The following is a 26,028-nucleotide window of genomic DNA, read 5'->3' as shown; positions in this document are numbered from 1 at the left end:
CACCGTCAACCCCGCCCATGAAGCCGGCATCGGCAGCCACGTGCGCGGATTGCGCGTCGGACGTCCCGAATGAGTCATTCGCGACGTTCCGCCGCGCCTGGTGGCCGGTAGTCTCGCGGCTCGTGGAGACGACGGCGGCCGCGGTGGTGCTGGCCAGTGGCGCGGGGACCCGCGTCGGCGCGAAGCTGAACAAGGTCTACCTGCCCCTGGCCGGGCGGCGGGTGGTCGCCTGGTCGCTCGACGCCTTCCGGGAGGTGCCCGGCATCGGCGTGCTCGTGCTCGTCATCCGGCCGCAGGACCGGGAGCTCGCCGAAGAGGTCGCGGGTGACGGCGTCGAGATCGTGCACGGCGGCGACACCCGCCAGGCTTCCGAGCTCAACGCGCTGCGCCACCTCGCCCCGCGCATAGCGGGCGGCCGGGTCGACGCCGTGCTGCTGCACGACGCGGCCCGGCCGCTGGTCCACCCCGAGCTGGTCGGTGCGGTGTTGGCCCGGACACGCGAGGACGGGGGGGCTGTGCCGGGCCTGGCCGCGGACGACGTCGTCGAGGTGGATGCCGGGCACCTGGTCGCCCAGGTGCCCGGCGCGATCCGCGTCCAGACGCCTCAGGGCTTCCGGGCCGGACCGCTGCTCGAGGCCTACGAGAAGGCCGAGCGCGAAGGTTTCTCGGGTACGGACACTTCGTCGTGCATGGAGCGGTTCTCCTCCCTGCCGATCCGCTGGGTCCCGGGTGCTCCCGAGAACCTCAAGATCACCTATCCCCACGACCTCGTCGTCGCGGAGCGGCTGCTCGCCCGCTAGGCGCACGCGGGCGGGCCGCCGCCGTCGTCCCCCTCCCGGGGCGTCCCCGTCGGCCGGATCGTGACGTCGTGGCGCAGTTCCGGCGGGATCCGGCAGTCCGGCTGTGGCCGGAGCGCCTGCAGCGGAGCGCCCGGGGTGCCGGGCTCCGCCAGGGTGAGCACCGCTCGCAGCGTCCACACCGGGGTGGCGTGGTACTGCCAGGTGACGACCCGCGGGCTGAACACGTCCGTGCCCGGGAAGGTCGGCACCCGGTAGGCGCTGGCCCGGTGCTCGTCGCGGAGGATGATGACGTCCGCGCAGGTCGGCCAGCGGTGCACGGCCGCGTAGATCTCCGGGGCCTCGCGGCCGCCGAACAGGTGCAGCACCCAGTTGCGGCGCCGGAGCTCCTCGAGGAGTTCCTCGAGGCCCTGGCCGCTGGATCCGGAGTGTGGTGTGGGCGGGGACACACTTTCGAGGGTAACTTGCGTACTAGAGCACAGTCCAGTGTGTGTACTAGTACACCTGGGTGGTTCTGAACAGGCCTTTGTGGGACACCCCCCGGCGTGCTAGAACACTTGTGCGTGTTGTCCTCGTGAGGAGCCGCCTTGCCCACCCTCGATCGCCCTGAGCCGCCGTACCTGCAGATCGCGGGCCGGATCCGTGACGACATCCTGTCCGGCCGGCTGCAGGAGGGCGACGCGGTGCCGTCCGCCCGCGAGATCGCGCGCACCTGGACCGTCGCCATGGCGACGGCCACCAAGGTGCTGGCCACGCTGCGCTCGCAGGGCCTGGTCCGGCCCGTGCGCGGCGTCGGCACGGTCGTCGACCGCGGCGGCCTGCACCGCACGGCCCGCGACCGCAGCGCCGCTTCGGCGCGCACCGGCCGGATCTACCCGCCGGGCCACTACGCGGTGATCCGCTCGGCCGGTCTCGAGCCGGCGTCCGAGCGCGCCGCGGCCGCCCTCGGCCTGGAGGAGGGCGCCCCGGTGATCCGCCGTCGCCGGACCACCTACGGCCCGGACTCGCGGCCGCTGTCGACGTCGACCTCGTGGTTCGACGGCGCGCTGTCGGCCAAGGCGCCGGCGCTGCTGGTGGCGGAGCGGATCGTCGAGGGCACCGCGGCCCACGCGGCCGCCCGGCTGGGCACGAAGATCGCGACGACGCAGGAACGGCACGCGGCGGGCCGCGCGGGCGAGGAGGAGGCGGCCGAGCTGGGGCTGCCCGCCGGGTCGCCGGTGCTGCTCGGCCGGAGCACCTTCCTGGCGGCCGACGGGACGGTCGTCGAGTACGGTGAATCCGCCGCCTTGCCCGACCACTGGGTTTTCTACGAGTACACGACTGAGGACGGCGAATGAAGCACATCCACGCGGGCAAGGTCCGTGACCTGTACGAACTCGACGGCGGGGACATCCTGCTCGTCGCGTCCGACCGCGTCTCGGTCTACGACGTCTCGCTGCCGACGCCGATCCCGGACAAGGGCAAGCTGCTCAACCAGCTCTCGGCCTGGTGGTTCGACCGGATGGCCGGCGTGGTCCCGAACCACGTCGTCTCGACCACCGACGTCCCGGAGGAGTTCGCCGGGCGCGCGATGCGCTGCAAGCCGCTGAAGATGGTCCAGGTCGAGTGCATCGCCCGCGGCTACCTGGCCGGCCTGGGCCTGCGCGAGTACCAGCGCGACGGCAAGATCTCCGGCGTCGCGCTGCCGCCGGGCCTGGTCGAGGGCGACAAGCTGCCGGAGCCGATCTTCACGCCGACGACGAAGATCTCCGACACCGGCCACGACGAGTTCATGACCTTCGACGAGGTCCTGAACGAGATCGGCGAGGACACCGCGAAGCGGCTGCGCGAGCTGACCCTGGAGATCTACACGAAGGGCGCCGAGCACGCGGCGGAGCAGGGCGTCATCATCGCCGACACGAAGCTGGAGTTCGGCTTCGACGCCGACGGCACGCTGACCCTGGGCGACGAGGTCCTCACGTCGGATTCGTCGCGGTTCTGGCCGGCCGACGAGTGGGAGCCGGGCCGTCCGCAGCACGCGTTCGACAAGCAGTTCGTCCGCGACTGGTCGCGGTCGACGGGCTGGGACCAGACCCCGCCCGGGCCGGAGATCCCGGCGGACATCGTCGAGCAGACGCGGCAGCGCTACACCGAGGTCTACGAGCGGATCACCGGGAAGACCTGGGTCCGTGGGTGAGTACGACCCGTACCGCCTGATCGACGACGTCGAAAGCCTGCTCGTCTCGCACGGTCTCGCGCCTTCTCGGGTGGCCGGCGGCGGTGGAGACCGGCTGGCCGGGGCGAGCCGGCTCCTGCGCGGGTTCGGCCTGGAGCCCCGGATGGCCCCCGAGGACGCGTTCGACCTCGGGGTGCCGTTCCAGGGGCGGATCAACCAGGACTAGGGGCTCTTGGTCAGGCTGGGGTCGCGCTCGACGACGTCGCCGAGGACGTCGTCGATGGCCTGCAGGAGGTCGGCGTCGAGCTTCCGGCCGGCGGCCTTGACGTTCTCGTGCACCTGCTCCGGCCGCGAAGCCCCGATGATCGCGGAGGCGACGTTCGGGTTCTGCAGCACCCAGGCGACGGCCAGCTGGGCCAGGCTGAGGCCGGCCTGCTCAGCGAGCGGTTCGAGCTGGGCGACGCGCTTGAGGACGTCCTCGTCGAGGAAGCGGGCGACCATGTCGGCGCCGCCCTTTTCGTCGGTGGCGCGCGAGCCTTCGGGGTAGGCCTGGCCGGGCTTGTACTTGCCGGTGAGCACGCCCTGGGCGATCGGCGACCAGACGATCTGGCTCAGGCCTTCGCGCTCGGAGGCCGGGATGACCTGCTCCTCGATGACGCGCCAGAGCATGTTGTACTGCGGCTGGTTCGACACGAGCGGGACGTGCAGCTCGCGGGCGAGGGCGGCCCCGCGGGAGATCTCCTCGGCGGTCCATTCCGAGACGCCGACGTAGAGCACCTTGCCCTGGCGCACGAGGTCGGCGAAGGCGAGCATGGTCTCTTCGAGCGGGGTGTGCCGGTCGAAGCGGTGCGCCTGGTAGAGGTCGACGTAGTCGGTGCCGAGCCTGGTCAGTGAGGCGTTGGCCGACTCCATGATGTGCTTGCGGGACAGGCCCCGGTCGTTGGGCCCCTTGGGGCCGGTGGGCCAGAAGACCTTGGTGAAGATCTCGAGGCTTTCCCGCCGCTGGCCCTTGAGGCCCCGCCCGAGCACGGCCTCGGCGGCGGTGTTGGCGTAGGCATCGGCGGTGTCGAAGGTACAGTAGTCAATAACACGTTCGCGCTGGTAGAGGAGATGCCGCATGGCAAGGGTACTCGGCCGTCGGAGGTTGAGCCGGTTTACGAAGGAATCGACGTCGATCGAGCGACAAGGCGAGATCATCGAGACGTGGGCCAGGGCCCACGGCCACGAGATCGTGGGGTGGGCGGACGACGTCGACTTCTCCCGCGGCACCATGCCGTTCGAAGCGCCGGAGTTCGGCCCGTGGCTGAACGACCCCGAGAAGATCCCGCAATACGACATCGTGGCCGTCTGGAAGCTTGACCGGCTCGGCGCCGGGTCGATCATCCTCAACGCGTTGTTGAGCTGGGCGGAAGCGAACGACAAGACCATCGTGTCGGTCACCGAAAACCTGGACTTCTCGTCCTGGGTCGGGCGACTGGTCGCCAACGTGCTTGCGGGGGTAGCCGAAGGCGAGTGGGAGGCGATCAAAGAGCGAACCGCGGGCTCCGCAGCGAAGCTGCGCGGGCTCCGTCGCTGGCCGGGCGGCACTGCTCCATTCGGGTACAAGCCCGAACCGATGGAAGAGGCCGGATGGCGCCTGGCCCTCGAAGAGCGCGAGGCCGAGCTAGTTCGCCACATCGGCGAGAAGGTGATCGAAGGCCACTCTGTGAACGGTATCTGCCGATGGCTCGACACCACGGAGTTCCGCCCCCGCCGGGGCGGGCATTGGGGGCCCGCCGTGGTTACTCGGATGCTTCGCTCCCGATGGATCCTCGGACAGAAGACACACAAGGGCGCCGTGATCCTCGAAAACGACGGGATGCCCGCGCAGTTCGCGCCCCCGATATTCGCGACGCCCGAGGGCGACCCTGATTACCAGAGGTGGCAGGAAATCCAAACGGCGCTCGACAACCGCAAGGTACAGAAGAAGCGGGCGCACGGGACGGCGATGTTGCTAAACGTCGCAAAGTGTGAGTGCGGCGAGTGGCTCTATCAGTGGGTCCTGCATCGCCGTGGGAAAGACTACCGCTACTATCGGTGCTCCGGAAAAATCAAGCGAAGGAACGACTGTAGCCGTCCCGGGCTGAAAGCCGAGCAACTCGAATCGACCGTCGAGGAACTATTTCTCGGGGACCTGGGAAATTACGAGCGTACCGAAAAGGTGTTCATCGCGGGGACAGGCTTCAGTGCCGAGCTGGAGAGGGTCGACCTGGCCATCGAGAGCATTCGAAAGGAACGCGATCTCGGACTGTACGACGGCGACGACGACGGCTACTTCAGTCGCCTGCAATCGTTGATGGAACGCCGGCGCAAGATTGCATCCGTACCCGTCCAGGAAGCACGCTGGGAGCAGCAAGGGGTGGGCGAGACGTACCGGGAGGCGTGGGAACGAATGGGCGCCGCGGAACGGCGCGAGATGCTGATGGATCACGGAATCACCGTTACCGCCACGGCCGACCCGCTCCAAGTCGGGATCTTCGTCCCGGTCGATACAGTTCGGAAGCGGTTGCCAGACTACGAGCCGCCTACCGCGGCGGCTCAGTAGGAAACCCGTAAGACCCCTGAAACGACAGAAAGCCCCCGCCGGCGTGTTGCCGAGCGGGGGCTTTGTCGTCAGCGCCGGGGCGCCGGCGGGGTCGGGAGCAGGGTCGGAACGGCGACGAACGTCGGCGCCGAGACGATCGAGGTCAACACGGAGTTGACCGTTGCCGCCGCGATCGTCAGGCCGGCGACCGTCCAGTTCACGCCGACAAACGCCGTCCCAACGGAGACGATCGCCAACGTGGTCTGTGCCGCGGTTTTGATCGCCCGCTCGGCCGTGCTGACCAACCAGGCGCGAGTGAACAGGGCAGAGGGCATCAGGCAGCCTTTTCCTTCTGCGGGAACGAGAGGCCGAGACGGTTTTCCTTCGTCAGGTTCCGGTACCGGAAACCGATCGAAGTGCAGTCGGCCGGGAGGGACCAGTACGCGAAGCCGTTGTTCGGCATGGTGTCGTGCTGCTTCGGCGTCTTGCCCGCGTTGGGGCCGAAGTTGCAATCGCCACCCGGAGCAGCCACGGCTTCGCCGGCGCGGTTGACGAAGTTGACTTCGTACTCGCACGACCCGCCCCAACCGGTGGCGATCCGGAACCAGACGGCCGACATGATCCCGGAGTTACCCGAGGACTCGACGGGGAACATCTCGTAGGACCAGTCCGCCGAGTACGGGAGCGACTGAGGCGTGATCATCTTGCGTTCCTTCGGGGTGGGATTGTGGACAGGGTTGCCGGCGAGCACGGCCGAGACTCGGCCGCGGAACGCGTTCATGTCGAAGTTCGGGTCGGGCTTCCGGCCGTGCGGGTAGCAGATCTCTTTGTGGCCCTGGACCCGGCTTACGGGGAAGCTGAACGCCTTCGTCAGCGCGGTACACAGACGCGCGTACGCGTCGAGCTGAGCTTCCGGCCACGCGTCCTTGCCGGTGCCCTCAGCTTCGATGCCGATCGAGTGGTTGTTGCCGTAGACGGCATCGTTAACCGTGGCACCGGCGTGCCAGGCAACGCCGGCGGCGACGACGTAGACCGTGCCGTCACGACCGAGGCCGAAGTTGCACAGCGGACCGGCGAGATCCGCGCGTCCGTTGGTGACGACGTTGAGAGACGGGTAGTTGCCGGAAGTCGTCGGCGTGCCGGTGTGGTGGCAGACCACCGAAAGCACGGCGCCGAAGCTCCCGTGCCCGCGGGTCTTCCACCCCGGCTGTTCGACGACGCGGAGCCCGGCGGACCGGGCGAAGTCGGCGAGGTTGGTCAAGTAGGCCATTCGAAGTTCCTCACTTCGCGAAAATCGGGACGACCACGCCGGCAACCGCGATCAGCGTGGACAGGGCGAACGTGTAGTTCGCCCGTCGGACGGCGAGGGCCGCCTTCTCGTCCGCGTTCGAGGCCGCGCGTTCCGCGCGGTCGTCGGCCCGCATCTCGGAAATCTCCGCCGCCTGTACGCGGTGTTGGTGTTCCAGAACGGAGACACGGGACGCGGTGTCCGTGATGTGGCCGCCGAGCTTGTCCGAGAGGCCGGAAATGTCGGCGCGGAGGCCGGTCAGCTCTTCGTGCATCGAAGTCCGCACGGTGCCCAATTCCTCACGGATGAACTGAAGAATGATCGTGTTCGTCGGGTCGGGAGTCGTCATGGTCAGTCCAATTCGATGAGGAACCGGCCGCGGTTGTCCGAGCCATTCGGAGTGCCGCCGTTGGTCTTCGTCACCGCGGAGTCCGAGTTCCACAGAACGCCCATGACCGTGAACGATCCGGAGCCCGGGGCGACGAACGTCCCGTTGCCGACGGCGGCGAGGAACGCGCCACCCTGAAGCGCACGCTGGTAACGCTCGTAGAACTTGGTCGCGCCGGTCAGAGTCGCCGAACCGCCGGCGACGTAGTACATCTCGAAAATGACCGTCGACGTCGACGCCGAGTCATAACCGGTGTCGAACGTGACCTTGTAGCGCTTGCCGGAAACCAGGGTCACCGTGCGGCTAACCCAGATGACCCGGCCGGTGCCCGACGTGTTGGACGAGTTGGTCGTAACCGGAACGTCCGAGAGGCATCGGGACGCGGCAATCGCCGCGTCGTTGCTGACGAACTTGTTTTCGACGGCCGTCGCCAGAGCCTGAATCTGCGCCGGCCCATTCGGCGCGTCGGTGGACGCCGGGTAGGGGAGCGAGTAGACGGGGGTGTTCGGCACGAAGCCGCCTTTCTACAGGGGAATAACGGTGATTCCCAGTGCGCTGATAGCGACGGAGCCCGAGTTGAAGACATTCGCCCGGACCTTCATCGAAAACGTGTTGAATCCGGGGTTGAGGCCGGCGCCCGGGCCGATCAGGTACGAACCGGAAACCGTCTCGAACGTGGTCACCGTGGTCGTGCCCGCATTGAAGAATCGGACGCCCGACGTGATACCCATCCCGGTGAATTGGCCGGGCGCGATGCTCGACGCGCCGGACACTTGCCAGGCAACATCCGCCGTCGCGTCGGTCGCGTCGATCTTCGCTTGCCAGAGGACCAACGCGGTTCGGTTGGACCCGATGTAGGTGGAAACGGCCGGCGTGGTGCCGCTCGCTAGGTCCCCATAACCGGCGGTCGAAGCGTTGTACGTAGCCGCCGAGCCCGACGTCTGGAACGCCGGCGCCGAGCCGGCAAGGCCGGCGGCCGAGGCCACCTTGCCCAGCAAGAAATACGTCGATTGCTTGCGAGCGACCAAAACGACGTCCCCCACCGCGTAAGCGGTGGGGACTCCGCCCTGAAGGCTGTCCAGGTTGTTCAGCACCGTTCCGTTGACCTCAACGGTGTTCACGCCGGACTGGCGGTCCCACGACCGCACGGTGCCCTTGTGGAGAGAGATGTCCTGGTCGCCCGGCGCCGGCGCGGTGCCGGCCTGAATCAGCGCGGCGATGTCCTGGGAACGCAAGGGGTTCTCCTACAGGTATTGTTTCCGCGTTTCGATCGTCATCACGCCGCCGGCGACGAGCGGGTACACGATCTTGTCCGCGATGTGCGTTTCGATGAGGCCGCGTTCGGAGTACTGGACGCGAAGCACGTCGCCCGCTTCGAGAGCGGGATTCGGCACCAGGCCGAGCGAGACGGCGTAGGGGAGCCCGGTCGCCTGAACGAGCATCGCCCGCGCGGCGATCGTGCACTGATCGGCGGTCGTCAGGAACGAAGACGAGTAGAACCGCGGCACGTGGCCGAAGCTGCCCCCGAAGTACGTCGGCGACGTCGGGACATCGTCGGTCGCCACACCGCGCACCGGGGGCAATTCGCCGACGCCTTCGCCTGTCGCGACGACGGCGTTGTAGACGCCATCGCGGGTGAGGGCTCGCTTCATCTTGACCATGACGCCATTGCGCCCGGCGTTGACCGTGAAGACGGACGCCTTCGTCGGATCCGGCGCGCTCTTCACCTGAAGGCGGCCGGCGTAGTCGAAGTACGCGATCTTCCCGTACGACGAAGCGATATCCCGGATGAATTTCACCCGATCGTCGTCGAGCACGTGGGACGAAGCGAAAGTGCCGTCCCAGTCGGCCACCACGGGGATACCGGGGATCGCCTGTCCGGCTACGGCCTGGATCGTGGCGACGGCCGAAGCGCCGGCGCCGAACTGGATCGGCGACATGGGGCGGTCGTCGGCAAGCTGCGCCATGCGGTCGCTCGCCGAGATGTGGATCGTTCCGTTCGGCACTTCGTCCTGCTCGACAGAGTCGATTCGGAAGTACCCGAGGCCAACCCACTCCGTGCCGCCGTCGCCGTACTCGACACCGCGTTCAACGAAGATCTCTTGTCCGTACGGCGTCCCGAGGGCCGTCGGGAACGCCGGCCACGTGATTTGAGTTTCCAGAGAGAGCGTCGCCGTCACGTCGGCGTTGATGTCCATCGTGACATCGCCGGAGATAATCGGGATTTCCGTCCCGACCGGGTTTACGCCGATCTGACCGGGCGCGACAATTCGCGCCCGGGCCACCATTTTGTGACTGGATCGGACAACCGACAGGAACCGATCTGTGACCGGCCGCATGTTCGTCCTTTCTTACGGGACGATCGTCGACGACCCGCTAGCGATTTGAGAGACCAAGTCGGACCACGTCGGCTCGGCCGCGAGGACGTCGGCCCACGTCGCGTATTCGGCGGTGACGTCCAACCACAGGATCGTTTCGCCGATCAGGGTTCCGTCCGGCCGAGCAACTTCCGTCAGGGGCAACGTGTAGAGCCCCGTCGCGTCGTCGTATGTGGTGTCACCGACCATGACGAACGCCGACGTCGTCGGCGAGCCCGGCGGTACGTGAAGCTGTAGTACGTCGCCGGTGCCAAGGACGTTGTCGAGGACGTCTCGCTCAGCCCAGGTGTCCACGAGTAGCTGAAGCTGGAACTCCCTCGCGCCGCGGACGTCGGTGACAGCGACGGGCACTGTCCGGCCGACGATGTCGAACGTGGCACTCCGGGATTTCCGGCTGATCGAAATCCGGCCGGCTGGCCGAACTTTCTGGTTCAGGTTCGGCCGCAGCACGTTCTTCAGCCACACGTCGACCATGCTCGGCGTGAGGTTCGCCGTGTCCTGGCCGAGCGTGGTCGCCGGGATCACGCCGGTGTCGACGTAGGACGCCCGGTAGAAGTTCGTGACTCCCGGAACGAACTCGAAGTCGTCGAGCCGGCAAGCCGCACCGGTAAGGCCGACGGTCTGCCCGCCCCGAACGTCGGTCCACGTGATGTTGTCCGTGGTGCGCTCGAAGCGGGCGTAGTCCGCGGCGGCCGGAGCCCCGGTGACGGCAAGCTGTACACGCGCTAGGTCGTCGTTGTACGTCGCTGTCAGCGTCACCGGAGCTTCCCCGTTCCCTGCATGACGGCACGCGCCGTCTCTCGGTTGTCCTTGCGGATTTCCGTCCGCGCGATGGCGCGGACAGGCTCGCCGTCGAGGTAGACGTAAACGGCCGTTTCGCCGCCGCCGTTGCCCTCTGCGGTAGCGAGCATCGTGTTCAGCTTGGACAGCGGCATGACGGCTTCGGACTCGTTGCCCTCACCGATCATTGCCAACGTCGGCCGGTCGACCACGCCACCCTTTGCGAGCATCGGAATCTTCGGAATCCCCGGGATGCCCACAACCCCGGTCACGGAGTTGATACCGCCGATGGCGCCGTTGACGACGCGAATCACGCCGTTGATCGCGGACTTAGCCGCGCCGACGATGCCGCCCCAGATTCCCGAACCGAAATCGGCGATGCCCTGGAAAATCCGGTTGATTCCTGCCTTAAACCCGTTCCACACATCCATCAGCGCGTTACCGGCTCGGGTCACTGCGCCGACAATTCCGCTCCAGATTCCCGAGACGAAAGAAGATATCCCATTCCACAGGCCCGTGAAGAATCCCTTAAAATTCTCCCACGCGAGACGCAGTGTCATGATTGCCAAGTCCCACGCATTGCGGAACCAGTCGATCACGGCCTGAACTGCGGAAACGATGCCCGCCCAGATTCCTGCCAGGAATTCGACGACGCTATTCCAGGCAGAACGGAACCATTCGAATGCCGTCGTGAATACGAGAATCCAGAAATCGATGTACGCTCGTACGAGCGACTTAATCGTGTCCCAAATCCAAGTCAGGAAATCGAGAAACCCCTGCCACAGGCCCGTCAGGAAATTGATCACGGCCGACCACGCAACCGGGAACCAGTCGACGACCGCCGAAACGGCGTTCTTGATCCACTCCCAAATGTCGATGAAGAAATCGCGGAATGCGGCGCTCTTGTTCCACAACGCGATAAACCCGACGATGAGGCCGGCCACCAGAGTGATAACCAGGCCGATCGGGTTCGCGGCCATAGCCGCGTTCCAAAGCCATTGCGCCGCCGTGATGACACCAATTCCGATAGCGATCGGGGCGAGGATCGGGAGCATGGGCTGTAGGAATCCCATGAACGCCGAGAGGACCGGCAGAACGCCCGTCAGCGCCGAAGCGAGCCCTTCCTTGAAGGTTCGGGAAAGCTGTTCGAGCTGTGTGCTAAGGCTCCCGCTGATGTTGCCGGCCACCCGGTCGGCCGCGCCCGCGACGTTGTCCATCCCACCGGCCGCCGCAGCGGTCGCGGGGTTCATCGCGAACAACGCCTTACCGAGGTCTTCCGCCTTCGTGCCGAACAGCGCGACGGCCGCCTGTGACTGCGCGACGGGGTCTTTGATCCCTCGGAGACCTTCGAGGACGCGAGAGAACATCGTCTCCGCGGCCGGACCGCCCTTCGCGATCTCGGCCGCCGCAGCGGTCGCGTCAAGGCCGATCGCCTTGAAGCCCGCGGCCGTCGTCTTCGAGCCGTCGACCGCGCGAATGCTGAATTCCTTGATCGCGTCAGCGACGAAGTCCGAGTTCCGCGCGCCGGCGGCGAGAGCCTGGTTGATCAGGCCGATTGCCATCGGCCCGTCCAGGCCGAGCTTCTGGAACTGGCCGGAGTACTCGCCGATCGTGTCGAGAAAGTCCTGTCCGGAGTTCACGCCGGACTGGAAGCCGGCCGCAATGGTGTCCATCGCGGCGGCCATGTCGGGAGCGAGCCCGGTCCGCACAAGCTGTGCGGCGGCCTGGACAACCGAGGGAACCTCTTCGCCGAACGTCTTCGACAGTGCCTCGGCCTGTCGCGTCACGTTCTCGACGCTTCCGTTGTCGCCCAGCTCGTTCAGTGCACGGCCGACGACGCCGACCGATTCGCCCACCTGGGTAAGGGATTCGCCCCACCCGGCGGCGAACAGCCGGCCGGCCGCGTCCGCCGATTCCTGGGCGATCGGGCCGACCAAACCGAACTGCTGCTTGAGCATCGAAGGGAGCGACGCTTGCTGAACCGAGAGGTCGAAAGCGTCCTTGATCAGGTTGATACCGCCGAAGAGGGCGAGCCCGCCGGCGAGCGACTTCGCGCCCGCGGCGAAGGCTCCGCCGAACCCCTTCGAGCCCTTCTCGCCGGCCTTCTTGCCGGCTTCCTCGCCGGCCTGTTCGAGGGGAGCGCCGAGCTCCCCGGCGATTGCTGCCTTTCCACCCTTGAACGTCGGGATAAGGGAGACATAGGCGGACGCAATTTCAGTCGCCACGGTGCGTGTTCTCCCTTGTCCTCGCGAGGGCTTCGCGAATGGTCTGCTGGTCTACAGTTGGTGCCTTCGAGCGGTTCTTGTCCTCGCTCGGCCACGGCCGCGGGTATGGCTCAACCTGGTTCCGCTTCTTGGAATCCGTGTTAGCCACCAACGTGAGGTCATAGAGCGACGCGAGGGCTTGAGCCTCGCGGGAAATCGGGTACTCCCAACCGTTCAGCGCGGCGCAGGTGTGCGCCGTTGGATCGCGAACAAGCTGTGACGTGAGGTCCCACATTTCCGCCCACGTGATCGTGCCGTCGAAAGGGGCGGACAGTCCGAGCCCGAACCGGGCTCGGAAGTCGTACGCCATCGCTTCCGTGTGGTCGCCGATGAGTTCGAGGACTACTCGGATTTTCCCGGGTTCACCCCGCCGGCGTTCATCCACCGGGAGAGAATTTCGGTGAACTCGCGGGTCGTCTTGTCGCGAAGCGCGTCGCGCGCGGCCTTCGAGATCTTCGGCGAGTTCACCGCGGCGAGGCCGAGCCGAATGCCGTCCTGCTCCGTGCCGCTCATGACGGCGTCCATCATGACGCCGGCCGGAACGTCCTGGGCGCACTCGGACGCCGGGGGCAGGCTGAACTGACGGCCCTTGTGGTGGAAGGTGAAATCGCCGTTCGCCACGCGCTCGACGTTGGCGCGACGGTTGCGGTTACGGGACATGCGCGGGTGGTCCTAACTTCGATGCGCGGGAAAGGGAAATGACGCCGAGGCGCCCGCGCGACACCCCGGCGTCAAGCCATCAGGGAGTGGTGTCCAACTTCGTGAACCACTTCTTCGCCGACCAGCCCTGGGGGCCCGGGTAGCCCTTGATCGTCACGTCGTACCCGACGGCGTCGCCGGCGGTCAGCGACTGGTCGCCGACCTCCTGAACCTCGGCGTTCGGCAGGAACAGCCGCACCAGGTCCTCACCGTCGACGTAGTCGACGACGATCATCTTTCGGCCGCCGGTGCTACCCGGACGGATTTCGACGCTTCCGTCCGAGCTGGACACGGTGGCGCCGTAGAACAGCTCGACACTCGCCTTGTTCGTCTCGATCATCACGAACTGAACCGAAATGCTCGATTCGGTGATGACCGACCGAACCACTTCGCTGTTCTGCCACGCGACCACGGTCGACGTCGACCGGTCGCGGGTTTCGGTGACGCCGTCCGAAGAGATGTAGCCGACGTCCAGAAAGGCCGCGTCGAGAGTGGTGGTGGCATCGGTCGGGCCCGTCGAACCCGACGGGGCATAAGAGCACGCGCCGGTGACGGCGACGGAGACGTTATCCGCGTTGAGCGCCATTTAGGCGTTCCTTTCCTGAACGGGCGCCCCGGGTACGGTGCAGTAATTGGGCGCGAAAGGACGCACCTTTCGACGAACCGCTAAAGGACCGTGCCCCGGAAGCTGAGAGTTGTGGTAAAGACGTATCGGGATTGCGCGGAAACCCCGTCGGGGAAATTCGTCGGGCCGGCGAGCTCTTCGACCCGGTAGCACTGAACGCCGCCAATCCGGCGGCCGGCCATTCCGTTGACGAGCGCTCGCGTTATCTGCGCGAGGTCGGAAGCCGCCTTGTCGCGGTCCGCCCACACTTCGAACCCGATCGTCGGCGCGTCGACGACGATGTTCCGACGAACACCGCCAACCCGGGGGACGAGAACGAACTTCGTCGGCCGCGGATTCGGGACCTTCGTGTGCGCCGTGGCGGTGATCGCGCGCTCGGCGAACTCGGCCGTCAGGTAGTCGACTAGGAGATCTTCGGCGTCAGGAAACAGGATCGGCTGACTCATCCGGACCGCCCGGCGTCGATAGCCCGTGTCAGAGCGCGTTCGCGCGCCTCTGCTAGACGGGACTCGTAGTCAGTAGTCCGGACAGAAGCGCGTGCCCGCTTCGGGCCGCGCTCCCAGTCGGATTCGAATCCTGGGCCGGCCGCCGCTGCAATCGCGTCGGCCCGGTCGGCGAGGTCGGACAAGACACCTTCGGACTTCAGGAGCTCGACGACGCCGGCGGAATTCAGCTTCAGGGTCACTTTGCCCGCCATTAGCCGTCCACCCTCTTCAGTTCGAGTTCGTCGTGAGCGAGCGCGCCCGTGGGGCCCTGCCACCGCTGGATGAATCCGTCGACCTCGTAGACGACGCCGTCGACGGCGACCCGGTCGTGTTCGTTGATGTCTGCGCCGGGCGGCGTGATCAGCCGCCAACGGCGGATCACCGCATCGCGGTTCTCCCGGTCGCGCTGGATTTCCTCGGAGGGGATCGGCTGGAAGACACACCCGGCGACGTCGAGCGTTGCCGGCGTGTCCCACACGTAGACCGTGTCTCCGCGCTCGACGACCGTCGTGGCCCGCAAGCGCGTAACCGTCTTGCAGCCAAAGGAAACAACGGCCATCAGAACCCCCGAATGGGCGCCGGCCGCATCGTGATCGTCCGGGGCAGCTTCGGGAACATCCGGCGTAGCCGGGCTTCCTCCGTCGACGTGAGGCCCGAAGACGCGTTGTACGCCTCAACGCCCCACGTGACCGCCTCGGCGCCCGCCTGTTCGGTTCGGACGCCCGACGCGACGGCGTCCGGGACGGACGACATGCGCGTTGCGACGGCGCAGACGAGTTCGACCAGTGCATCCGGTACCGGATCGAACCCGTGGGTGTAGGTGACCGTGAGCGGGTAGCCGCTCGGGTGGCGCGGGTCGGCGTAGAGCCATGCGCCGTCCACGTAGAACGCGACGGCATCGCCCACGCTGTTCACGACGGACGTCACGGCCACCACGGGCCGCTGCGGGAGATACCACGGGCCACAACCCGAGAGCGTGAGCGTGGACGTGGCTCGGGTGATGTCCTGCTCGACGAACGAGCGAACGCGGACGGACGCCCGCGCGTACAGCGCGGGCGAGACTTCCGGGTAGCCGTAGGTCACGCCGTCCGCCGGCGTTGCCAAGGGGGGCAACGGCATGACTTCACTCCCTACGGGTTCTTGCGGGGACGACCGGGACGGCGCTTCACCGGCGCCGGCGGTTGTTCCTCAGCGGGGGTATCGGGTGTTGGCTCCGGAGCCGGCTCGGCCGGCGGTTCGGGCGTCTCCGCCTCGAAGGGCTTCCACTCGCCCGCCTCGATCCGCGCACGGATGTAGCGGGGAGTGAAAGCGGCCCCGACGGTCACCACGAAAGGCGCACCGGCGGGGCCGTAGAACCGGAGCTGTTCTCCGGCATCCATCAGATGATCACGTCCGCCGCAGCGAGAGCAGTCGAGCGAACGACCTTGCCGCCGTACAGGTGCAGACCCTTCACGATGTCCGCGAAGCCCTTCTCCTTACGGGCGGCCTCGGTCTTCGAGATCTGCTCGGCGTAGGTGGTGGCGATCGCCGAGCCGGCGATCACCAGCTTGCCGGCGCCGGCGCCCGGACCGTTCGGAGCGTTGTTGCTCTTCCGGACCGAGAAGCCCGCGGCCTCACCGATCAGGCCGTTGGCACGGACACTCGCGCCGGACGCGTCGCCCGCGGCGATGAAGCGCTGGTCCTTCTGAAGCAGGCCGTGGAACTTCGGCGTGACGACGACGAACCGGCCCTCGGTCGGAACGTTGCTCTCGTCCAGCAGGACGCCGAGGTCGACCAGCAGGTCGTACGCGTCCGCGGCAGTCGAAAGCGTCTGCTCCGCCACCAGGTTGCCGGCCGAGACGCCCGCGGCCATCAGGCCGGCGACGAACTGGTCCGCGACGTCGCGCAGCTTGTACGCGGCCTTGCGAGCCTGCTCGGACAGCACGGCGCCGCCGGACTTCGCCTGACGCTTCTCGACGTCGTCGACCTCGAAAGCGAAGTACTTGCTCTGATCGATGATCAGAGAAAGCGTGGTGTCGTCGACGTCCTCGATCGTGATGTCGGTGTGCGGGGTGTAGTTGCCGACGGTCGGGTCCGCCAGGCCGGTGATGTGCACCGTGTCGCCCGCGTTCTCGATTTCGCCTTCGTAGTCGCGGTTCACGACGCCCGGCGCGGCGTAGACGAGAGCCTTCTCCAGAGCGACCAGGAGTTCGGCGCTCCAGATCTCCGGAACGAAATTGGAGATAGCCATGTGGTGATTTCCTTACTTCGGGGAAATGATATGTCAGGACTTGCCAAGGACGGCGTCGAGACGACCGGCCTTCTTGGCTTCGACGATTTCCGCCGGCGACATCTTTTTGAGGTCGTCGCGCGTGAGCTGGCCGGACTTGCCGTCGCTGATGTCCTTCGTGCCGGTCTTTCCGGCGCCGAAGTCGTTCGTGCCGGCCGGACCGCGGAACCGAATCAGCTCGTCGGCGTGCGTTTCGAGTTCCTCGCGCGTGGTGCCGTTCAGCAGGTTGGCCGGGAGATTCTTCTCCGCGGCAACCTCGGCCTTCAGGGCCTTGAGTTCCAGCTCGGCCGCGCGCGCCTCGGCGGCTTCGACACGCTTCGTCAGCTTCTCCGTCTCGGAGAGCTGAGCCGCTTCGATGTCGGCGAGCTTCTTTGCCGCGTCGGCGTTCGCCTTCGCGGTCGCCTCGTTCTTGCGGCTGAGTGCCTTCCACTTCTCCGCTTCGGCCTTGTAGTCGACCTCGCCACCCGCAGGGGCGGTGTTGTCGGTGCCGCCGGCCGGCGCCGTGTTCTGGTCGCCCGTGGGCGCGGTGCCGTCGGTGGCAGCAGCGGAAGCGGTGGTGTCAGACATGTTTCGTTTCCCCGTTTCGGGTAGCGGTTACGTTCGTGGTGGGCCGTCGAAGTGCTGGCCCTTGACGGTCAGCACCGGCCCGATTTCGCCGTGGTTCTCGACGAGAATCAGCTTTCGGTAATCGATCGCGCGGGCGTCCGCGGCCGATTCGCCAAAGCGTTCCGCCACGGCGTCGTGCACGTCTTCGAGCCCTTTTCGATCAATCACCTGTCCGGGGTCCGAATCGCCGTAGATCGGCGCGACCCCGCAGTCACAACCCGGGTGAATGGGCTGCAAGTCTTCGCGGTGGTACCGCTGTGTTGCCGCAACGCGGCAGATGGCGCAGTCTTCCGAACCTGTCAGGGTTCGGCGGTGGCCGACAACACGATCGTCGTTTTCGAACACCTTGCGGGCGGTGTGGGTTTTGGCCAACTGAAGATCCGTCATGGCGACGGACACGGCTCGGCGGAGGCCGTCTTTCACGGCCTCGTCAAACGTGCGTCCCTCGGACAATGACGTCCACACCTGTACGCCCGGCCGGCGATAGACCTCGCGGGGGTCGACACCACGGAGGGCCGTTCCGGTCACCTCCGCAGGACGAAGCCCGAGCGGGGCGGCCGAGCCACCCACGGTCATCGCTGCTACCTGCGCTAGATACGCGTCCGTCAGGGACGCGACTTGACGTTGAGCCCCGAGAACTACCGGGAGAACGCGGTTGACGAAGATCTCGACGTCCGCGTCTCGGTAGTTCCCGAGCCCCAACCATGTGCGGGTGATGAAATCCTTAACCCGCGCTCGAACCTGGGCGTCCGCTGCTATCGCGCGGTTCACCGCCGTCAGTACTTCCGGCCTCTCCGCCATCCTGCTTTTCCTCCGTTGCCGGCGCTGTCTGTGGTGCGCCCGGCGACGCCGGAGGGGCGGGGGCGAATGAGGCCGCGAAGACCGCGTCCTCCGCGCGCTCAGCGGCCATGCGGTCGACCTTGTCGCCGTCGAATCCGAGAATGTCGGTCATCTTCGTTCGCCACGGAACGTCGGTGCCGGACTTAGCGAGAGCGTCGAAGCGCTCGGCCATGCTCTGATTCTCGGGCGGGACGAAGTCGACTTCGACGTCGACGACTTCCTGTGTTTCCATCTCGATTCCGAGCGAGAGAACCTCGGCCCACGAAGAGCCGGCGCGCTCGTTGATATCGCGGACCTTGAAGACGAGCCCCTCCTTTGAGGTGGCCGCGCCTTCGGCTGTCTGGTTGGCGCCCTCGGGCATAAGCGACATCATCGGCGTGTTAGTCACGCCAGACAGTTCCGTGAGATCAGCCTTCGCCGAATCCAGAATGCCGCGGAGATCGGTTTGTGCTGATTCCCAGATATCGACGCCCTCGGGAAGATTCCAGAGAGCCCCGGGGCCCGGCTGGAAAATCTTCTCGTAATCGATCGGCTTCCCGGCTTCGTCTTTCTCGGGAAGGTCACCCTTGACGGCGCGCTGACGGAACGCCTGCATGGCCGTCAAGACCATGCGCTGAAGCGTGGTCCAGTTGATCCGGTCGAGGAGGTCGACGTGGGCTTCGAACTCGCCGAGGCCGCCGCGGTTGACGAAGGGGACGACCGGGATCCGGGAGAGGCTGGTTGCCCGGCCTTCGGCGTCCGAGTAAGTCTCGTCGAGAGTCCATCCGCCGGAAATCGATGTGATCGGCTTGCGCCGCTCGGTCTCCGAGTCGGTGGTGAACGCCGGCCGCGTGAAACGCCACACCCGGCCGACCAGGTGCAAGTACGCGAGGTCCGTCTCACTGACGAAGTCGCGGACGGCGATCAGGGCCGCCCGGCGCTTGTCCGGGCGAACCGGGTCGTACTCGACGATCGCCTGTTCCGGGCGGACGCGGAAAAACTCCGCGCCGAAGTCGCCGGGCTGAACGGCAACGAAGCCCTCGGACAGGCCGACCATTTCCCGGTGCACATCGCCGTACCAGGTGTTCGCCTTGTTCCGCTTCCAGAGCTTCCGGGCTCGGTTGTCGTCCTCGCGGTTGTCGCCCACGCGGAACTGCGCGATCGTCATGCGGTTGGTGACCGCGCTCACGATGTTGGCTTCGTAGTTCGAGCGCGCCTTTCGCTGAAGCTTGACGTAAGCCTCGCGACAGTTGTCCGCGCCTTCGGGTAGCGGGGCGTCACCTTCGAGACGGCGCCGTAGCGCCGTGACCCGGGGGGCGCGGTTGTCCATTCGGGCGGTGAGGTGAGTCAGCCACCATTGGGGATCCGGCAAGTCGACGTCACCTCATTCTGCGGACGAAACCGGTCTTCCTGGCGCCGATGCCCTTTGCAACGGCGTCCATTCGCGCTTGCCACGCGAGAACCGCGGCAACGGCCGCGTCGATCTTGTTTGACGAGTAGTCGTGCTCTTTTTCGAGCGTGAGCTTCCCGTTCCGGAATCGCGTCCGGGCGTTCAGCATGTGCTGCGTCAGCTTGAAAGCCGCGTCGTGCGTCAGGTCCTTGTTTCGAACCGCGCCTTCGAAGATCTCGATAGCCCGCTGATTCAGCCCCGACCGGCCGCCGGTCATCCACCATTCGAACGGGTGGTTGACGGAGACCTTCACAGGACAGCGGCCGGCGTACTTGGCTTCCCACGCGTTGACGTAGCTGCGCCAGTCTTTCGCCGGGTCGGCGTAGAAGCCGACCACGCGGAAGCGCTTGAACGCGTCGTCGACGGCCGCTTCGATCTCCGGGATAGGCGGGGTCCACTTGTTCTGGTCCGGGCCGTCAGGGGCTTCCCAGACGGCGATTTCGAACAGATGGCCGTCGCTGACACGACACCCGATCAGCGCCGTAGCGTCGGGCTTGCCCTTCGCCCGGCCGCGGGAGCCGTCGAACCCGAGCGTGACCGTGTCGCCGGCGGCGACGGTCTTCGTGGTGTCCTTGCACCCATTCCACTCCGGCTGGCTCAAGAAGCCATCGGCGGCGTAGGTGATCTGGTTCAGGTAGTAGCGCCGGGCGTCCTGCGGGGTCGTGCCGGGGTCCCAGATTTCGTGAACCAGGCGTTCGAGGTCGACCCAACCGCCGGCGACGTCCGCGGAATCGCCGTAGGCGATCGCGAGGCCGCGGAGAAGACTCTCTTTGTCTTCGAGGTCGGTGTCTGCCGGCGCTTCGCGGTGGTCGAGTAGGAAGCCGGCGTCGCGAACCTTGCCCTCGCGGATCCGCTCGGCGTACCGCGCGGAGTCCTCGGCGACAGACTGTTCGCCGGGGATGAACGCGTTCGGCGACTCGATCGACGTCCCGTTGACCTTGCCGAGGTTTCGGCGGATGACCGCGGCGAGCTTGACACCGCCGTTCCCGGGCTTCCACTCTTCGGTTTGGTCGAGGACGGCGAAGTTCGGCCGGTTGCCCTCGCGCGAGGACGACGACGACGTGACGAATTCGATTTTGCCTTTCGGCAGGGCGACGAATGTCTCCATCGGGTAGATACCCGGGTACTCGTCAATGATCGGGCCCTCGCGGAGCATTTCCAGCAGAGGGGCCCACGAGTTCTTGGTTTGGTCCTCGCTAACCGCGGCGATCTGTACCCACGGCGTCCGGACTTCCGACCACGGCTTGCCGACCGGCCGGCCGTTCGCGTCCCATCCGTCGGGGACGACGTCGGCCAGGCCTTCGACGATGGCGAAGGCGGACAGCAGCGGGGACTTCCCGTGGCCCTTCGGCCGGCTCCACAAGCCGCGCCGGTAGACGCGCCGGCCCGTCTCCGGATCCAGCCGGTAGAAGTCGAGGACGAATTTCGCTTGCTCGTCCGTGAGGACGAGCGGCTGATAGTCCGTGCGGTCCGGGGTCGCGAGGTACTCGGACACCCAATCGAGGACGTACCATCCGAGCGTGGGGAATTCGCCCGGGAATTCAGGCTTCCAGGGCACGCGAATTCTCCGTTTCGGATTAGGCTTGTGCTGATCGCCCTGGACTCGAACCAGGAACCCCCCCGTTAACAGCGGGGTGCTCTGCCAATTGAGCTAGCGACCAAGGGCCCCGGCAGGGTGCATCTGGGAGAGGCAGCCGGGGGACTAACGCAAGGGTGGGGGGAATCGAACCCCCGCCGGCGGTTTTGGAGACCGCTGCTCTTCCACTGAGCTACACCCCCGTTCGCGCCTGACGGGCCAGCGGGAATAGGCCCCGTGTCCGGGGTTGCATCTCGCCGGCCCGCCTTAACCGCCCGGCGTGGGCGGACACAGACGCCGGCGTGGGCCAGGGTCCGCGTACGTGCTGGGCCGCCATTGGTCACCCGGTGGCGGCTTCAAACCTCGCCGGGTCGCGCGCCGTCAGTCAGCGACCGCGCGAAGCTTGCTGTACCGCTTGCCGGCGGTGGCCGGCCCTTCGTCGGTCCGCGCTCGCCGGCGGGCCGCCTTGTCGTCGGCGTCATCCGCGGCGCCGTAGGTGATCCGGAGTCGCGCTCGGTCCTCGGGCGTCGCGCCGAACTTCGCCGTCCGGAGCCGGAGCTCCGCGGCCACCTTCGTGTCCCCGGACCAGAAACGCCCGTGCAGCACAGCAGAAATCAGTAGCTCGTCCCAATCGGCCGTGCGGAACTCGGCCGTGAGCGGGTCGCCGATCCAGTTCCGCCACCACGTCAGCGTCTGCGCCGGCCACGGTTCGCCGTCCGGCATCAGCTCGGGCAGCTCGGGCGCCGGCGAGGGCTCGGACTTCACGACTCGGACCCCCATCGGGTCCGAGTTCGTACGGGCACGCGCGGCGGCGGGCTTCGGCGTTGGTCCTCGGCCGGCCATCGGCGACCCTTCCTTTCGAGCTAGCAGTAGCGGCACCAGACGCCGTGAACGACGCCGGCCGGGTCGACGAACCGGATTTCCCAACCGCGGCCGTGGTTGACCACGCGGGTCCTGACGGCCATCGGGCCGTCTACGCCCACAGTCTGCCGGCGGTACGGGTGGCCGGCGATCTCCGCGGACCATTCGTAGTAGCGGCTGGCTTCGTCGATCGTGTAGCGCTTCGCCTGCATACGGCCCTCTCAGATGGCTGATTCCCGGCCCTGAACGGGCCGTAGACGGGCGCCCGCTCGGCTGGCTACGAAATCCCCAGACCCGTAGAGAACCTCAGCCGCAGCACCTTCCATCCGGCCGTGGGGCCCGGCAGGGGGTCCCCCGCCACCCCTTGACGGCGTCGAGCTGGCTCGCCGGCCGAGGTCATCAGTCGAGCAGTCCCGGATGACGTTCAGGCTTGCGTGCCTGCCCTCGCCGACTGGCCCGGTACCTTGCTAGCCCGCGTGCTCTCTCTGCCTTGGACTTCTCGTCATGACAGGGAGCACAGACACCGCGTGCGTTGGCTTCGTCGTCCGTGCCGCCTTCGGCGTACGGGATGATGTGGTCCACCTCAGTCGACGCACGCACACCGCATACCTGGCACACCCTGTGCCTACGCAGTACGCGTGCCTTGACGGCCTTCGAGAACCCGGTATAGCCGGGGGTCCAAGTAGGCACGGGGGCTATCTGACGGGGGAGAAGCCGAAGGGGTGCGGGCGTTCCTCGTAGGCGTGGTCTTCGAAGTCGCCTTCGTCGGCGGCGTGCTCTACCACTGGCCCGCTGAGTCGCACCATCGACGAGCCGTCAGGCTCGGCGTAGTCGACCTCTTCGGCGTACTCGACCAGGTCCCGGGAGATGTCCAGGGAGAGGATTTCCCGACCGAAGACAGCAAGGCGGATGTTCACGTGGGAGTCCTTCGTCTTCGGTTGGGCAAGCTACGCCGGCCGGGAGCTATCTCGGACCGCGGAGGAGGAGAGGACTCCGCTACCCACAAGACAGCTCAACCGGCCGGAAGACTTCGTTAGCTCGAAGCCGACTAAGAGGCGTCTTCAGACTCGGCCTTCAGGGCCGAGTGAAGTGGGACGCCTTCAGGGGACTCAGTCAGCTTGGGCCCCCTGTTTCCCCCATACACCTAGTAGGTGGTGCCGGGCGGCCGGATTCCCGGCAGACTACCCCCGGATCGTGACCTAGGTCACTTCTCTGACCGACGCTCCCGACGGCCGACCTGCGGAAACGCCGCTAGCGCTACGCCGAACGAGTGACCCGATCGAGGAATTACTAGACAGGGACCCTGGGTACGGGTTAAGTTTCTCGTGTCAGGCCGACCGGGTCACCGGGAAGCCAGACACCACCGGAGACACGGACTGCGCCGCGAGGTAGAAGCAGCAACGGAAACCGGGATCCGTCGCCAAAGCGAGGAAGCATCCACCAGGGCCTGAGAGCCCCTGGAGACCACGCGGAGGGGGCGAGCGGGGCGGCGAGCGTCGGGAGACGCATTAGCGCCCGCTGAACAACATGGCCGCCGGCTAGGAAGCGGGCGCCGACTTCGAGGTTCACATGATCTTCCCGGGACAGTCCGGCCGCAGCGACACCGCGGAGAACCGGCCTTAGCGGGCGACTCGGAGAACGGCGTCAGGGGTTCGATTCCCCCGAGCGGCACTCCAAGCGAAAGAGGAGAGAGCGAATGACGGATTACGACAAGGTCGACCAGCTTTACCCGCCCGAGCGACTGACGCACTACGAAGACGCCGAGTTGCCGACGCTGGTCAAGATCGCCGAGTTCGACCGGGACAACGAGAACACGATCTACGGCGGCCGAACGCGGGAAGCCACGATCCAGACGGCCGAGCGGTCCATTGCAGACATCACGGCGGAGATCGAACGTCGGAAGGTCGAAGCCGCAAGAGTGCGCTACCGCGAACTGGTCGACCTGTTCCCGACCAACCGTTCCGAAGCCCTGTACCGGGCGGAGACGGAACTTCCCTCGGGGCTCTTCGGCGAGTTCGTGGACTTCGCCAGTCAGTACGACCAGAGCTGATCTATCGCCCCGGAGTACGGCGCGAGGCCGCGGGATCGAATCCCGTCCGGGGCACTTCGCACACAGAGGAGAACCACCATGCTCGAAGCCTGGAACGTCAAGTACCGCGTGGGAGCCACGGGTTCGGCCCAGTCCGACCGGTGCCTCACCGACGACGACACGCCGGCCACCCACGAGAACTTCCGTCGGATGCTCGCCATCACGAACAGCGTGACGCCCGAGGACATCCACATCGACGCGGCCAACGCGCTGACCTCTCCGGGGGTGGCGTGATGACGCCGAAGTTCGAGCCGGGCCAGCGGGTCGAACACCCGCGGTGGGGCGCCGGCCGGATCGAAGAGGTCTACGCCGTCGCCCAGACGCCGGAAGAGGAAACCGAGTACGCCGTGAGGCTGCCCGGCTACCGCTACCCGGCGTACCTCGGCGAGCACAGTTTGACGGCCCGATGAACGCGGCCGACGCGGCGTACCGGGCAGCCCTCGGGCTGCCCGCGTACGGGCCGCTTCCGAAGACCCTCGGGACCGTTGCCGCCGGCGCGAGTCCCTCTCGCCGACGCTCGGCCGTCAAGAACGGCTCGAAGCGCTCCGCACCACCCCGTTAGGAGGCTGTCATGCGCTGGATCATCCGCCGGGCCCTGTTCGTCGCCACAACGCTGCTGTTGCTCTACACGGCACCGCTGTGCGTGCTGGCATCCGACGGACGCGAGAACCCATACGACGTCGTCGTCTCGTTCCGGCTGGAACTCATCCTGGTTCTGGTCGGCATCATGGCCGCCTGGTGGGTGGTCTGGATGGCAAATCTCGAGTTTTTTGCTCGGAAACTGAACGCGGACCCCGGGGGCGATAAGTGAAATTCGTGAACAAGGACGGCGCCGAGGACGTCGGCGAGGTCTGGTCGCCGGGACCGTACGCCGCGTCCGTGTGGTTGGTCGACGGCCGTTGCGTCAAGCGCGTCAAAGGCGCGTGGGTCGAGGTGGCCGGGCAGTTCGAGAACGCCCGCGACGTCGGGCGGTACCTGCTCTGCGGGTCGTGGCTCGGCTCCCGTGAGTCGGCCGCGCGGCAAGTCGGCTATCTCGATAAGTGGCGGTACGCGCCGAGGATGGCCAACACCTTGTGGGCCGAGGTGACGCGTTGACGCAAGTTGGGCGCCGAATGCGACGGCGCCTTTCTTGTGCCTACGGGCACAACCGGGCTCCCGGTTCGGGGATTGACATCGGCCTCCCCGTTCCGGTGAGCCCTCCAAAACGTCGAGAGGAGAACTCGAATGATCACGAAGACGAAGGCCGTCGAGCTGATCGAACGCGCGGTTGCCGAGAAGGGGGCCGACTACGTCGACCCGAACTCCACCTACGGCCGGTGCACCTACGCGAACAGCCGCGTGAAACCGACCGCGTGCGGCTGCATCGTGGGTCACGCTTTGTTCTACGAGGGGGCGACCGTCGCCCAGCTCCACCAGCTCGACAAGCAGCCGAAGTCGTCGATCCTGGCCCTGCTCGATTGGGACCAGCTCGACGCGCTCCCCGTCGAGATCGATAAGGACGCGGCCCGCGTATTCATGGCCGCGCAGCGTGTCCAGGACACCGGACACACGTGGGGCCTCGCCCTGGAGCGTGCCCGGGAGGCGGCGGCGTGAGCGCCGCGCTGCGGGAGGCCATCCGGGGGGCGCACACGGCCGCGGAAGCGGCTATCGCCATGTCGGAGTACGGCGGGGCGGAGGACAGCCGGGCGGCCGACCGAGCCTCGAAGACGGCCCTGGACCACGCGCTGAAGCTCGCCGACGAGATGACGGCCGAGCTGGAGAAGGCGCACTCAGCCATCCGCCGGGCGGCCCGGGAGCTCCGGGGGCAGGCCGGCCTGTACACGCTCGGCCCCGGCAACGGTCAGCGCGTGGCCGAGCTGCTCATCAGCGACGCGTCGAAGGTGGCGGCCGAGCTGCTGGCCGGCGCCGGTCTGTAGGCTCCGGCTCCCGAACGGAA

38 protein-coding genes and 2 tRNA genes are annotated in these 26,028 nt (G+C 66.8%); 12 read left to right on the top strand and 28 right to left on the bottom strand.

All coding sequences use genetic code 11. The annotated features are described in order from the left end of the window. The first annotated feature begins 122 nt into the window (after positions 1-122). The gene (locus ACWDN5_RS27755; RefSeq protein WP_310977123.1) at positions 123-800 is read left to right on the top strand and encodes an IspD/TarI family cytidylyltransferase; all 678 of its coding nucleotides are present in this window, start codon (positions 123-125) and stop codon (positions 798-800) included. Here ACWDN5_RS27755 and ACWDN5_RS27750 read toward each other — a convergent pair. Next, on the bottom strand, positions 797-1,246 hold the full coding sequence (locus ACWDN5_RS27750) for a hypothetical protein (RefSeq protein ID WP_310977124.1): 450 nt from the start codon (positions 1,244-1,246) through the stop codon (positions 797-799). The genes ACWDN5_RS27755 and ACWDN5_RS27750 overlap by 4 nt on opposite strands. A 138-nt stretch (positions 1,247-1,384) precedes the next feature. Here ACWDN5_RS27750 and ACWDN5_RS27745 point away from each other — a divergent pair, with 138 nt between their 5' ends. From ACWDN5_RS27745 to ACWDN5_RS27735, 3 genes are read left to right on the top strand one after another with little or no spacing between them, the layout of a single operon-like run. Further along, complete coding sequence (locus tag ACWDN5_RS27745; protein WP_449678349.1) at positions 1,385-2,134, top strand: GntR family transcriptional regulator; 750 nt, start codon at positions 1,385-1,387, stop codon at positions 2,132-2,134. Next, positions 2,131-2,973: a phosphoribosylaminoimidazolesuccinocarboxamide synthase gene (locus ACWDN5_RS27740; protein WP_310977126.1), complete on the top strand. Its 843-nt coding sequence runs from the start codon at positions 2,131-2,133 to the stop codon at positions 2,971-2,973. Before ACWDN5_RS27745 ends, ACWDN5_RS27740 begins: the two co-directional genes overlap by 4 nt. Next, positions 2,966-3,178 carry a hypothetical protein gene (locus ACWDN5_RS27735; RefSeq protein ID WP_449678348.1) on the top strand — a complete coding sequence of 71 codons (213 nt, stop codon included), beginning with the start codon at positions 2,966-2,968 and terminating at the stop codon, positions 3,176-3,178. Before ACWDN5_RS27740 ends, ACWDN5_RS27735 begins: the two co-directional genes overlap by 8 nt. Here ACWDN5_RS27735 and ACWDN5_RS27730 read toward each other — a convergent pair. Next, complete coding sequence (locus ACWDN5_RS27730; RefSeq protein WP_449678347.1) at positions 3,175-4,071, bottom strand: aldo/keto reductase family protein; 897 nt, start codon at positions 4,069-4,071, stop codon at positions 3,175-3,177. The two genes, ACWDN5_RS27735 and ACWDN5_RS27730, sit on opposite strands and share 4 nt — an antisense overlap. Here ACWDN5_RS27730 and ACWDN5_RS27725 point away from each other — a divergent pair. Further along, positions 4,070-5,536 carry a recombinase family protein gene (locus tag ACWDN5_RS27725; protein WP_449678346.1) on the top strand — a complete coding sequence of 489 codons (1,467 nt, stop codon included), beginning with the start codon at positions 4,070-4,072 and terminating at the stop codon, positions 5,534-5,536. The genes ACWDN5_RS27730 and ACWDN5_RS27725 overlap by 2 nt on opposite strands. Positions 5,537-5,604: 68 nt before the next feature. Here ACWDN5_RS27725 and ACWDN5_RS27720 read toward each other — a convergent pair whose 3' ends face one another. From ACWDN5_RS27720 to ACWDN5_RS27595, 26 genes are all read right to left on the bottom strand, one after another. After that, positions 5,605-5,820: a holin gene (locus ACWDN5_RS27720; protein WP_449678345.1), complete on the bottom strand. Its 216-nt coding sequence runs from the start codon at positions 5,818-5,820 to the stop codon at positions 5,605-5,607. 29 nt (positions 5,821-5,849) lie between these two features. Further along, positions 5,850-6,785: a peptidoglycan recognition protein family protein gene (locus tag ACWDN5_RS27715; RefSeq protein ID WP_449678344.1), complete on the bottom strand. Its 936-nt coding sequence runs from the start codon at positions 6,783-6,785 to the stop codon at positions 5,850-5,852. Positions 6,786-6,795: 10 nt separating this feature from the next. Next, positions 6,796-7,152: a hypothetical protein gene (locus ACWDN5_RS27710; RefSeq protein ID WP_449678343.1), complete on the bottom strand. Its 357-nt coding sequence runs from the start codon at positions 7,150-7,152 to the stop codon at positions 6,796-6,798. A gap of 2 nt (positions 7,153-7,154) precedes the next feature. Next, positions 7,155-7,703, bottom strand: coding sequence for a hypothetical protein (locus ACWDN5_RS27705; RefSeq protein ID WP_449678342.1), 549 nt, complete (start codon positions 7,701-7,703; stop codon positions 7,155-7,157). Between the two features lie 12 nt (positions 7,704-7,715). Next, positions 7,716-8,426, bottom strand: coding sequence for a hypothetical protein (locus ACWDN5_RS27700; protein ID WP_449678341.1), 711 nt, complete (start codon positions 8,424-8,426; stop codon positions 7,716-7,718). A gap of 9 nt (positions 8,427-8,435) precedes the next feature. Continuing rightward, positions 8,436-9,479 carry a DUF5047 domain-containing protein gene (locus ACWDN5_RS27695; protein WP_449678340.1) on the bottom strand — a complete coding sequence of 348 codons (1,044 nt, stop codon included), beginning with the start codon at positions 9,477-9,479 and terminating at the stop codon, positions 8,436-8,438. 63 nt (positions 9,480-9,542) lie between these two features. After that, positions 9,543-10,328: a hypothetical protein gene (locus ACWDN5_RS27690; protein ID WP_449678339.1), complete on the bottom strand. Its 786-nt coding sequence runs from the start codon at positions 10,326-10,328 to the stop codon at positions 9,543-9,545. After that, entirely contained in the window at positions 10,325-12,574 is a 2,250-nt protein-coding gene (locus ACWDN5_RS27685; RefSeq protein WP_449678338.1) for a phage tail tape measure protein, read from the bottom strand. Before ACWDN5_RS27685 ends, ACWDN5_RS27690 begins: the two co-directional genes overlap by 4 nt. Further along, on the bottom strand, positions 12,564-12,923 hold the full coding sequence (locus ACWDN5_RS27680; protein WP_449678337.1) for a hypothetical protein: 360 nt from the start codon (positions 12,921-12,923) through the stop codon (positions 12,564-12,566). The genes ACWDN5_RS27685 and ACWDN5_RS27680 overlap by 11 nt, the downstream gene beginning before the upstream one ends. Before the next feature lie 32 nt (positions 12,924-12,955). Further along, entirely contained in the window at positions 12,956-13,234 is a 279-nt protein-coding gene (locus ACWDN5_RS27675; RefSeq protein ID WP_449678336.1) for a hypothetical protein, read from the bottom strand. Positions 13,235-13,352: 118 nt separating this feature from the next. Then, positions 13,353-13,898 (bottom strand): phage tail tube protein, encoded by a 546-nt coding sequence (locus ACWDN5_RS27670; RefSeq protein ID WP_449678335.1) that lies wholly within the window; start codon positions 13,896-13,898, stop codon positions 13,353-13,355. Between the two features lie 80 nt (positions 13,899-13,978). Next, positions 13,979-14,383 carry a hypothetical protein gene (locus ACWDN5_RS27665; protein ID WP_449678334.1) on the bottom strand — a complete coding sequence of 135 codons (405 nt, stop codon included), beginning with the start codon at positions 14,381-14,383 and terminating at the stop codon, positions 13,979-13,981. Further along, positions 14,380-14,634 carry a hypothetical protein gene (locus tag ACWDN5_RS27660; protein ID WP_449678333.1) on the bottom strand — a complete coding sequence of 85 codons (255 nt, stop codon included), beginning with the start codon at positions 14,632-14,634 and terminating at the stop codon, positions 14,380-14,382. The genes ACWDN5_RS27665 and ACWDN5_RS27660 overlap by 4 nt, the downstream gene beginning before the upstream one ends. After that, complete coding sequence (locus ACWDN5_RS27655; RefSeq protein WP_449678332.1) at positions 14,634-14,981, bottom strand: hypothetical protein; 348 nt, start codon at positions 14,979-14,981, stop codon at positions 14,634-14,636. Before ACWDN5_RS27655 ends, ACWDN5_RS27660 begins: the two co-directional genes overlap by 1 nt. Next, positions 14,981-15,541 carry a hypothetical protein gene (locus tag ACWDN5_RS27650; protein ID WP_449678331.1) on the bottom strand — a complete coding sequence of 187 codons (561 nt, stop codon included), beginning with the start codon at positions 15,539-15,541 and terminating at the stop codon, positions 14,981-14,983. The genes ACWDN5_RS27655 and ACWDN5_RS27650 overlap by 1 nt, the downstream gene beginning before the upstream one ends. Positions 15,542-15,800: 259 nt before the next feature. After that, on the bottom strand, positions 15,801-16,652 hold the full coding sequence (locus ACWDN5_RS27645; protein ID WP_449678330.1) for a hypothetical protein: 852 nt from the start codon (positions 16,650-16,652) through the stop codon (positions 15,801-15,803). A 33-nt stretch (positions 16,653-16,685) separates the two neighbouring features. Beyond that, the gene (locus ACWDN5_RS27640; protein ID WP_449678329.1) at positions 16,686-17,258 is read right to left on the bottom strand and encodes a hypothetical protein; all 573 of its coding nucleotides are present in this window, start codon (positions 17,256-17,258) and stop codon (positions 16,686-16,688) included. 27 nt (positions 17,259-17,285) lie between these two features. After that, positions 17,286-17,873 (bottom strand): hypothetical protein, encoded by a 588-nt coding sequence (locus tag ACWDN5_RS27635; RefSeq protein ID WP_449678328.1) that lies wholly within the window; start codon positions 17,871-17,873, stop codon positions 17,286-17,288. Between the two features lie 148 nt (positions 17,874-18,021). Next, on the bottom strand, positions 18,022-19,488 hold the full coding sequence (locus tag ACWDN5_RS27630; protein ID WP_449678327.1) for a phage portal protein: 1,467 nt from the start codon (positions 19,486-19,488) through the stop codon (positions 18,022-18,024). 7 nt (positions 19,489-19,495) lie between these two features. Continuing rightward, entirely contained in the window at positions 19,496-21,124 is a 1,629-nt protein-coding gene (locus ACWDN5_RS27625; protein ID WP_449678326.1) for a hypothetical protein, read from the bottom strand. Positions 21,125-21,154: 30 nt separating this feature from the next. Further along, positions 21,155-21,227: transfer RNA gene (locus ACWDN5_RS27620), tRNA-Asn, on the bottom strand. A gap of 47 nt (positions 21,228-21,274) precedes the next feature. After that, positions 21,275-21,345: transfer RNA gene (locus tag ACWDN5_RS27615), tRNA-Trp, on the bottom strand. A 178-nt stretch (positions 21,346-21,523) separates the two neighbouring features. Beyond that, on the bottom strand, positions 21,524-21,985 hold the full coding sequence (locus ACWDN5_RS27610; protein ID WP_449678325.1) for a phage terminase small subunit: 462 nt from the start codon (positions 21,983-21,985) through the stop codon (positions 21,524-21,526). Between the two features lie 20 nt (positions 21,986-22,005). Beyond that, positions 22,006-22,215 carry a hypothetical protein gene (locus tag ACWDN5_RS27605; RefSeq protein ID WP_449678324.1) on the bottom strand — a complete coding sequence of 70 codons (210 nt, stop codon included), beginning with the start codon at positions 22,213-22,215 and terminating at the stop codon, positions 22,006-22,008. A 187-nt stretch (positions 22,216-22,402) separates the two neighbouring features. Beyond that, the gene (locus tag ACWDN5_RS27600) at positions 22,403-22,621 is read right to left on the bottom strand and encodes an HNH endonuclease signature motif containing protein (protein WP_449678350.1); all 219 of its coding nucleotides are present in this window, start codon (positions 22,619-22,621) and stop codon (positions 22,403-22,405) included. A gap of 77 nt (positions 22,622-22,698) precedes the next feature. Then, the gene (locus ACWDN5_RS27595) at positions 22,699-22,920 is read right to left on the bottom strand and encodes a hypothetical protein (protein WP_449678323.1); all 222 of its coding nucleotides are present in this window, start codon (positions 22,918-22,920) and stop codon (positions 22,699-22,701) included. Between the two features lie 779 nt (positions 22,921-23,699). Between ACWDN5_RS27595 and ACWDN5_RS27590 the strand changes: the two genes are divergently transcribed. The 7 genes from ACWDN5_RS27590 (at position 23,700) to ACWDN5_RS27560 (ending at position 26,008) form a co-directional block, all read left to right on the top strand. Continuing rightward, the gene (locus ACWDN5_RS27590; protein ID WP_449678322.1) at positions 23,700-24,053 is read left to right on the top strand and encodes a hypothetical protein; all 354 of its coding nucleotides are present in this window, start codon (positions 23,700-23,702) and stop codon (positions 24,051-24,053) included. 78 nt (positions 24,054-24,131) lie between these two features. Further along, positions 24,132-24,326, top strand: a complete 195-nt coding sequence (locus tag ACWDN5_RS27585) for a hypothetical protein (protein WP_449678321.1) — start codon at positions 24,132-24,134, stop codon at positions 24,324-24,326. Further along, positions 24,326-24,502, top strand: a complete 177-nt coding sequence (locus tag ACWDN5_RS27580) for a hypothetical protein (protein WP_449678320.1) — start codon at positions 24,326-24,328, stop codon at positions 24,500-24,502. Before ACWDN5_RS27585 ends, ACWDN5_RS27580 begins: the two co-directional genes overlap by 1 nt. 161 nt (positions 24,503-24,663) lie before the next feature. Continuing rightward, the gene (locus ACWDN5_RS27575; RefSeq protein WP_449678319.1) at positions 24,664-24,903 is read left to right on the top strand and encodes a hypothetical protein; all 240 of its coding nucleotides are present in this window, start codon (positions 24,664-24,666) and stop codon (positions 24,901-24,903) included. After that, positions 24,900-25,187 (top strand): hypothetical protein, encoded by a 288-nt coding sequence (locus tag ACWDN5_RS27570; RefSeq protein ID WP_449678318.1) that lies wholly within the window; start codon positions 24,900-24,902, stop codon positions 25,185-25,187. Before ACWDN5_RS27575 ends, ACWDN5_RS27570 begins: the two co-directional genes overlap by 4 nt. 129 nt (positions 25,188-25,316) lie before the next feature. Further along, positions 25,317-25,685, top strand: a complete 369-nt coding sequence (locus ACWDN5_RS27565; protein WP_449678317.1) for a hypothetical protein — start codon at positions 25,317-25,319, stop codon at positions 25,683-25,685. Continuing rightward, positions 25,682-26,008 (top strand): hypothetical protein, encoded by a 327-nt coding sequence (locus ACWDN5_RS27560; RefSeq protein WP_449678316.1) that lies wholly within the window; start codon positions 25,682-25,684, stop codon positions 26,006-26,008. The genes ACWDN5_RS27565 and ACWDN5_RS27560 overlap by 4 nt, the downstream gene beginning before the upstream one ends. The last annotated feature ends 20 nt before the right edge of the window (positions 26,009-26,028 follow it).

The sequence above is a fragment of the Amycolatopsis sp. NPDC003731 genome (genome assembly GCF_053586895.1).
Note: the sequence above shows the minus strand (reverse complement) of the source record. Positions and strands in the feature narration are given on the sequence as shown.

Bases quoted from the DNA above. Each gene is read 5' to 3' on its own strand.
- ACWDN5_RS27740 (WP_310977126.1), top strand. From the start codon at position 2,131: ATGAAGCACATCCACGCGGGCAAGGTCCGTGACCTGTACGAACTCGAC.
- ACWDN5_RS27725 (WP_449678346.1), top strand. From the start codon at position 4,070: ATGGCAAGGGTACTCGGCCGTCGGAGGTTGAGCCGGTTTACGAAGGAA.
- ACWDN5_RS27730 (WP_449678347.1), bottom strand. From the start codon at position 4,071: ATGCGGCATCTCCTCTACCAGCGCGAACGTGTTATTGACTACTGTACC.
- ACWDN5_RS27715 (WP_449678344.1), bottom strand. From the start codon at position 6,785: ATGGCCTACTTGACCAACCTCGCCGACTTCGCCCGGTCCGCCGGGCTC.
- ACWDN5_RS27710 (WP_449678343.1), bottom strand. From the start codon at position 7,152: ATGACGACTCCCGACCCGACGAACACGATCATTCTTCAGTTCATCCGT.
- ACWDN5_RS27695 (WP_449678340.1), bottom strand. From the start codon at position 9,479: ATGGTGGCCCGGGCGCGAATTGTCGCGCCCGGTCAGATCGGCGTAAAC.
- ACWDN5_RS27680 (WP_449678337.1), bottom strand. From the start codon at position 12,923: ATGGCGTACGACTTCCGAGCCCGGTTCGGGCTCGGACTGTCCGCCCCT.
- ACWDN5_RS27670 (WP_449678335.1), bottom strand. From the start codon at position 13,898: ATGGCGCTCAACGCGGATAACGTCTCCGTCGCCGTCACCGGCGCGTGC.
- ACWDN5_RS27665 (WP_449678334.1), bottom strand. From the start codon at position 14,383: ATGAGTCAGCCGATCCTGTTTCCTGACGCCGAAGATCTCCTAGTCGAC.
- ACWDN5_RS27660 (WP_449678333.1), bottom strand. From the start codon at position 14,634: ATGGCGGGCAAAGTGACCCTGAAGCTGAATTCCGCCGGCGTCGTCGAG.
- ACWDN5_RS27655 (WP_449678332.1), bottom strand. From the start codon at position 14,981: ATGGCCGTTGTTTCCTTTGGCTGCAAGACGGTTACGCGCTTGCGGGCC.
- ACWDN5_RS27650 (WP_449678331.1), bottom strand. From the start codon at position 15,541: ATGCCGTTGCCCCCCTTGGCAACGCCGGCGGACGGCGTGACCTACGGC.
- ACWDN5_RS27645 (WP_449678330.1), bottom strand. From the start codon at position 16,652: ATGGCTATCTCCAATTTCGTTCCGGAGATCTGGAGCGCCGAACTCCTG.
- ACWDN5_RS27640 (WP_449678329.1), bottom strand. From the start codon at position 17,258: ATGTCTGACACCACCGCTTCCGCTGCTGCCACCGACGGCACCGCGCCC.
- ACWDN5_RS27635 (WP_449678328.1), bottom strand. From the start codon at position 17,873: ATGACCGTGGGTGGCTCGGCCGCCCCGCTCGGGCTTCGTCCTGCGGAG.
- ACWDN5_RS27610 (WP_449678325.1), bottom strand. From the start codon at position 21,985: ATGGCCGGCCGAGGACCAACGCCGAAGCCCGCCGCCGCGCGTGCCCGT.
- ACWDN5_RS27605 (WP_449678324.1), bottom strand. From the start codon at position 22,215: ATGCAGGCGAAGCGCTACACGATCGACGAAGCCAGCCGCTACTACGAA.
- ACWDN5_RS27590 (WP_449678322.1), top strand. From the start codon at position 23,700: ATGACGGATTACGACAAGGTCGACCAGCTTTACCCGCCCGAGCGACTG.
- ACWDN5_RS27585 (WP_449678321.1), top strand. From the start codon at position 24,132: ATGCTCGAAGCCTGGAACGTCAAGTACCGCGTGGGAGCCACGGGTTCG.
- ACWDN5_RS27580 (WP_449678320.1), top strand. From the start codon at position 24,326: ATGACGCCGAAGTTCGAGCCGGGCCAGCGGGTCGAACACCCGCGGTGG.
- ACWDN5_RS27575 (WP_449678319.1), top strand. From the start codon at position 24,664: ATGCGCTGGATCATCCGCCGGGCCCTGTTCGTCGCCACAACGCTGCTG.
- ACWDN5_RS27565 (WP_449678317.1), top strand. From the start codon at position 25,317: ATGATCACGAAGACGAAGGCCGTCGAGCTGATCGAACGCGCGGTTGCC.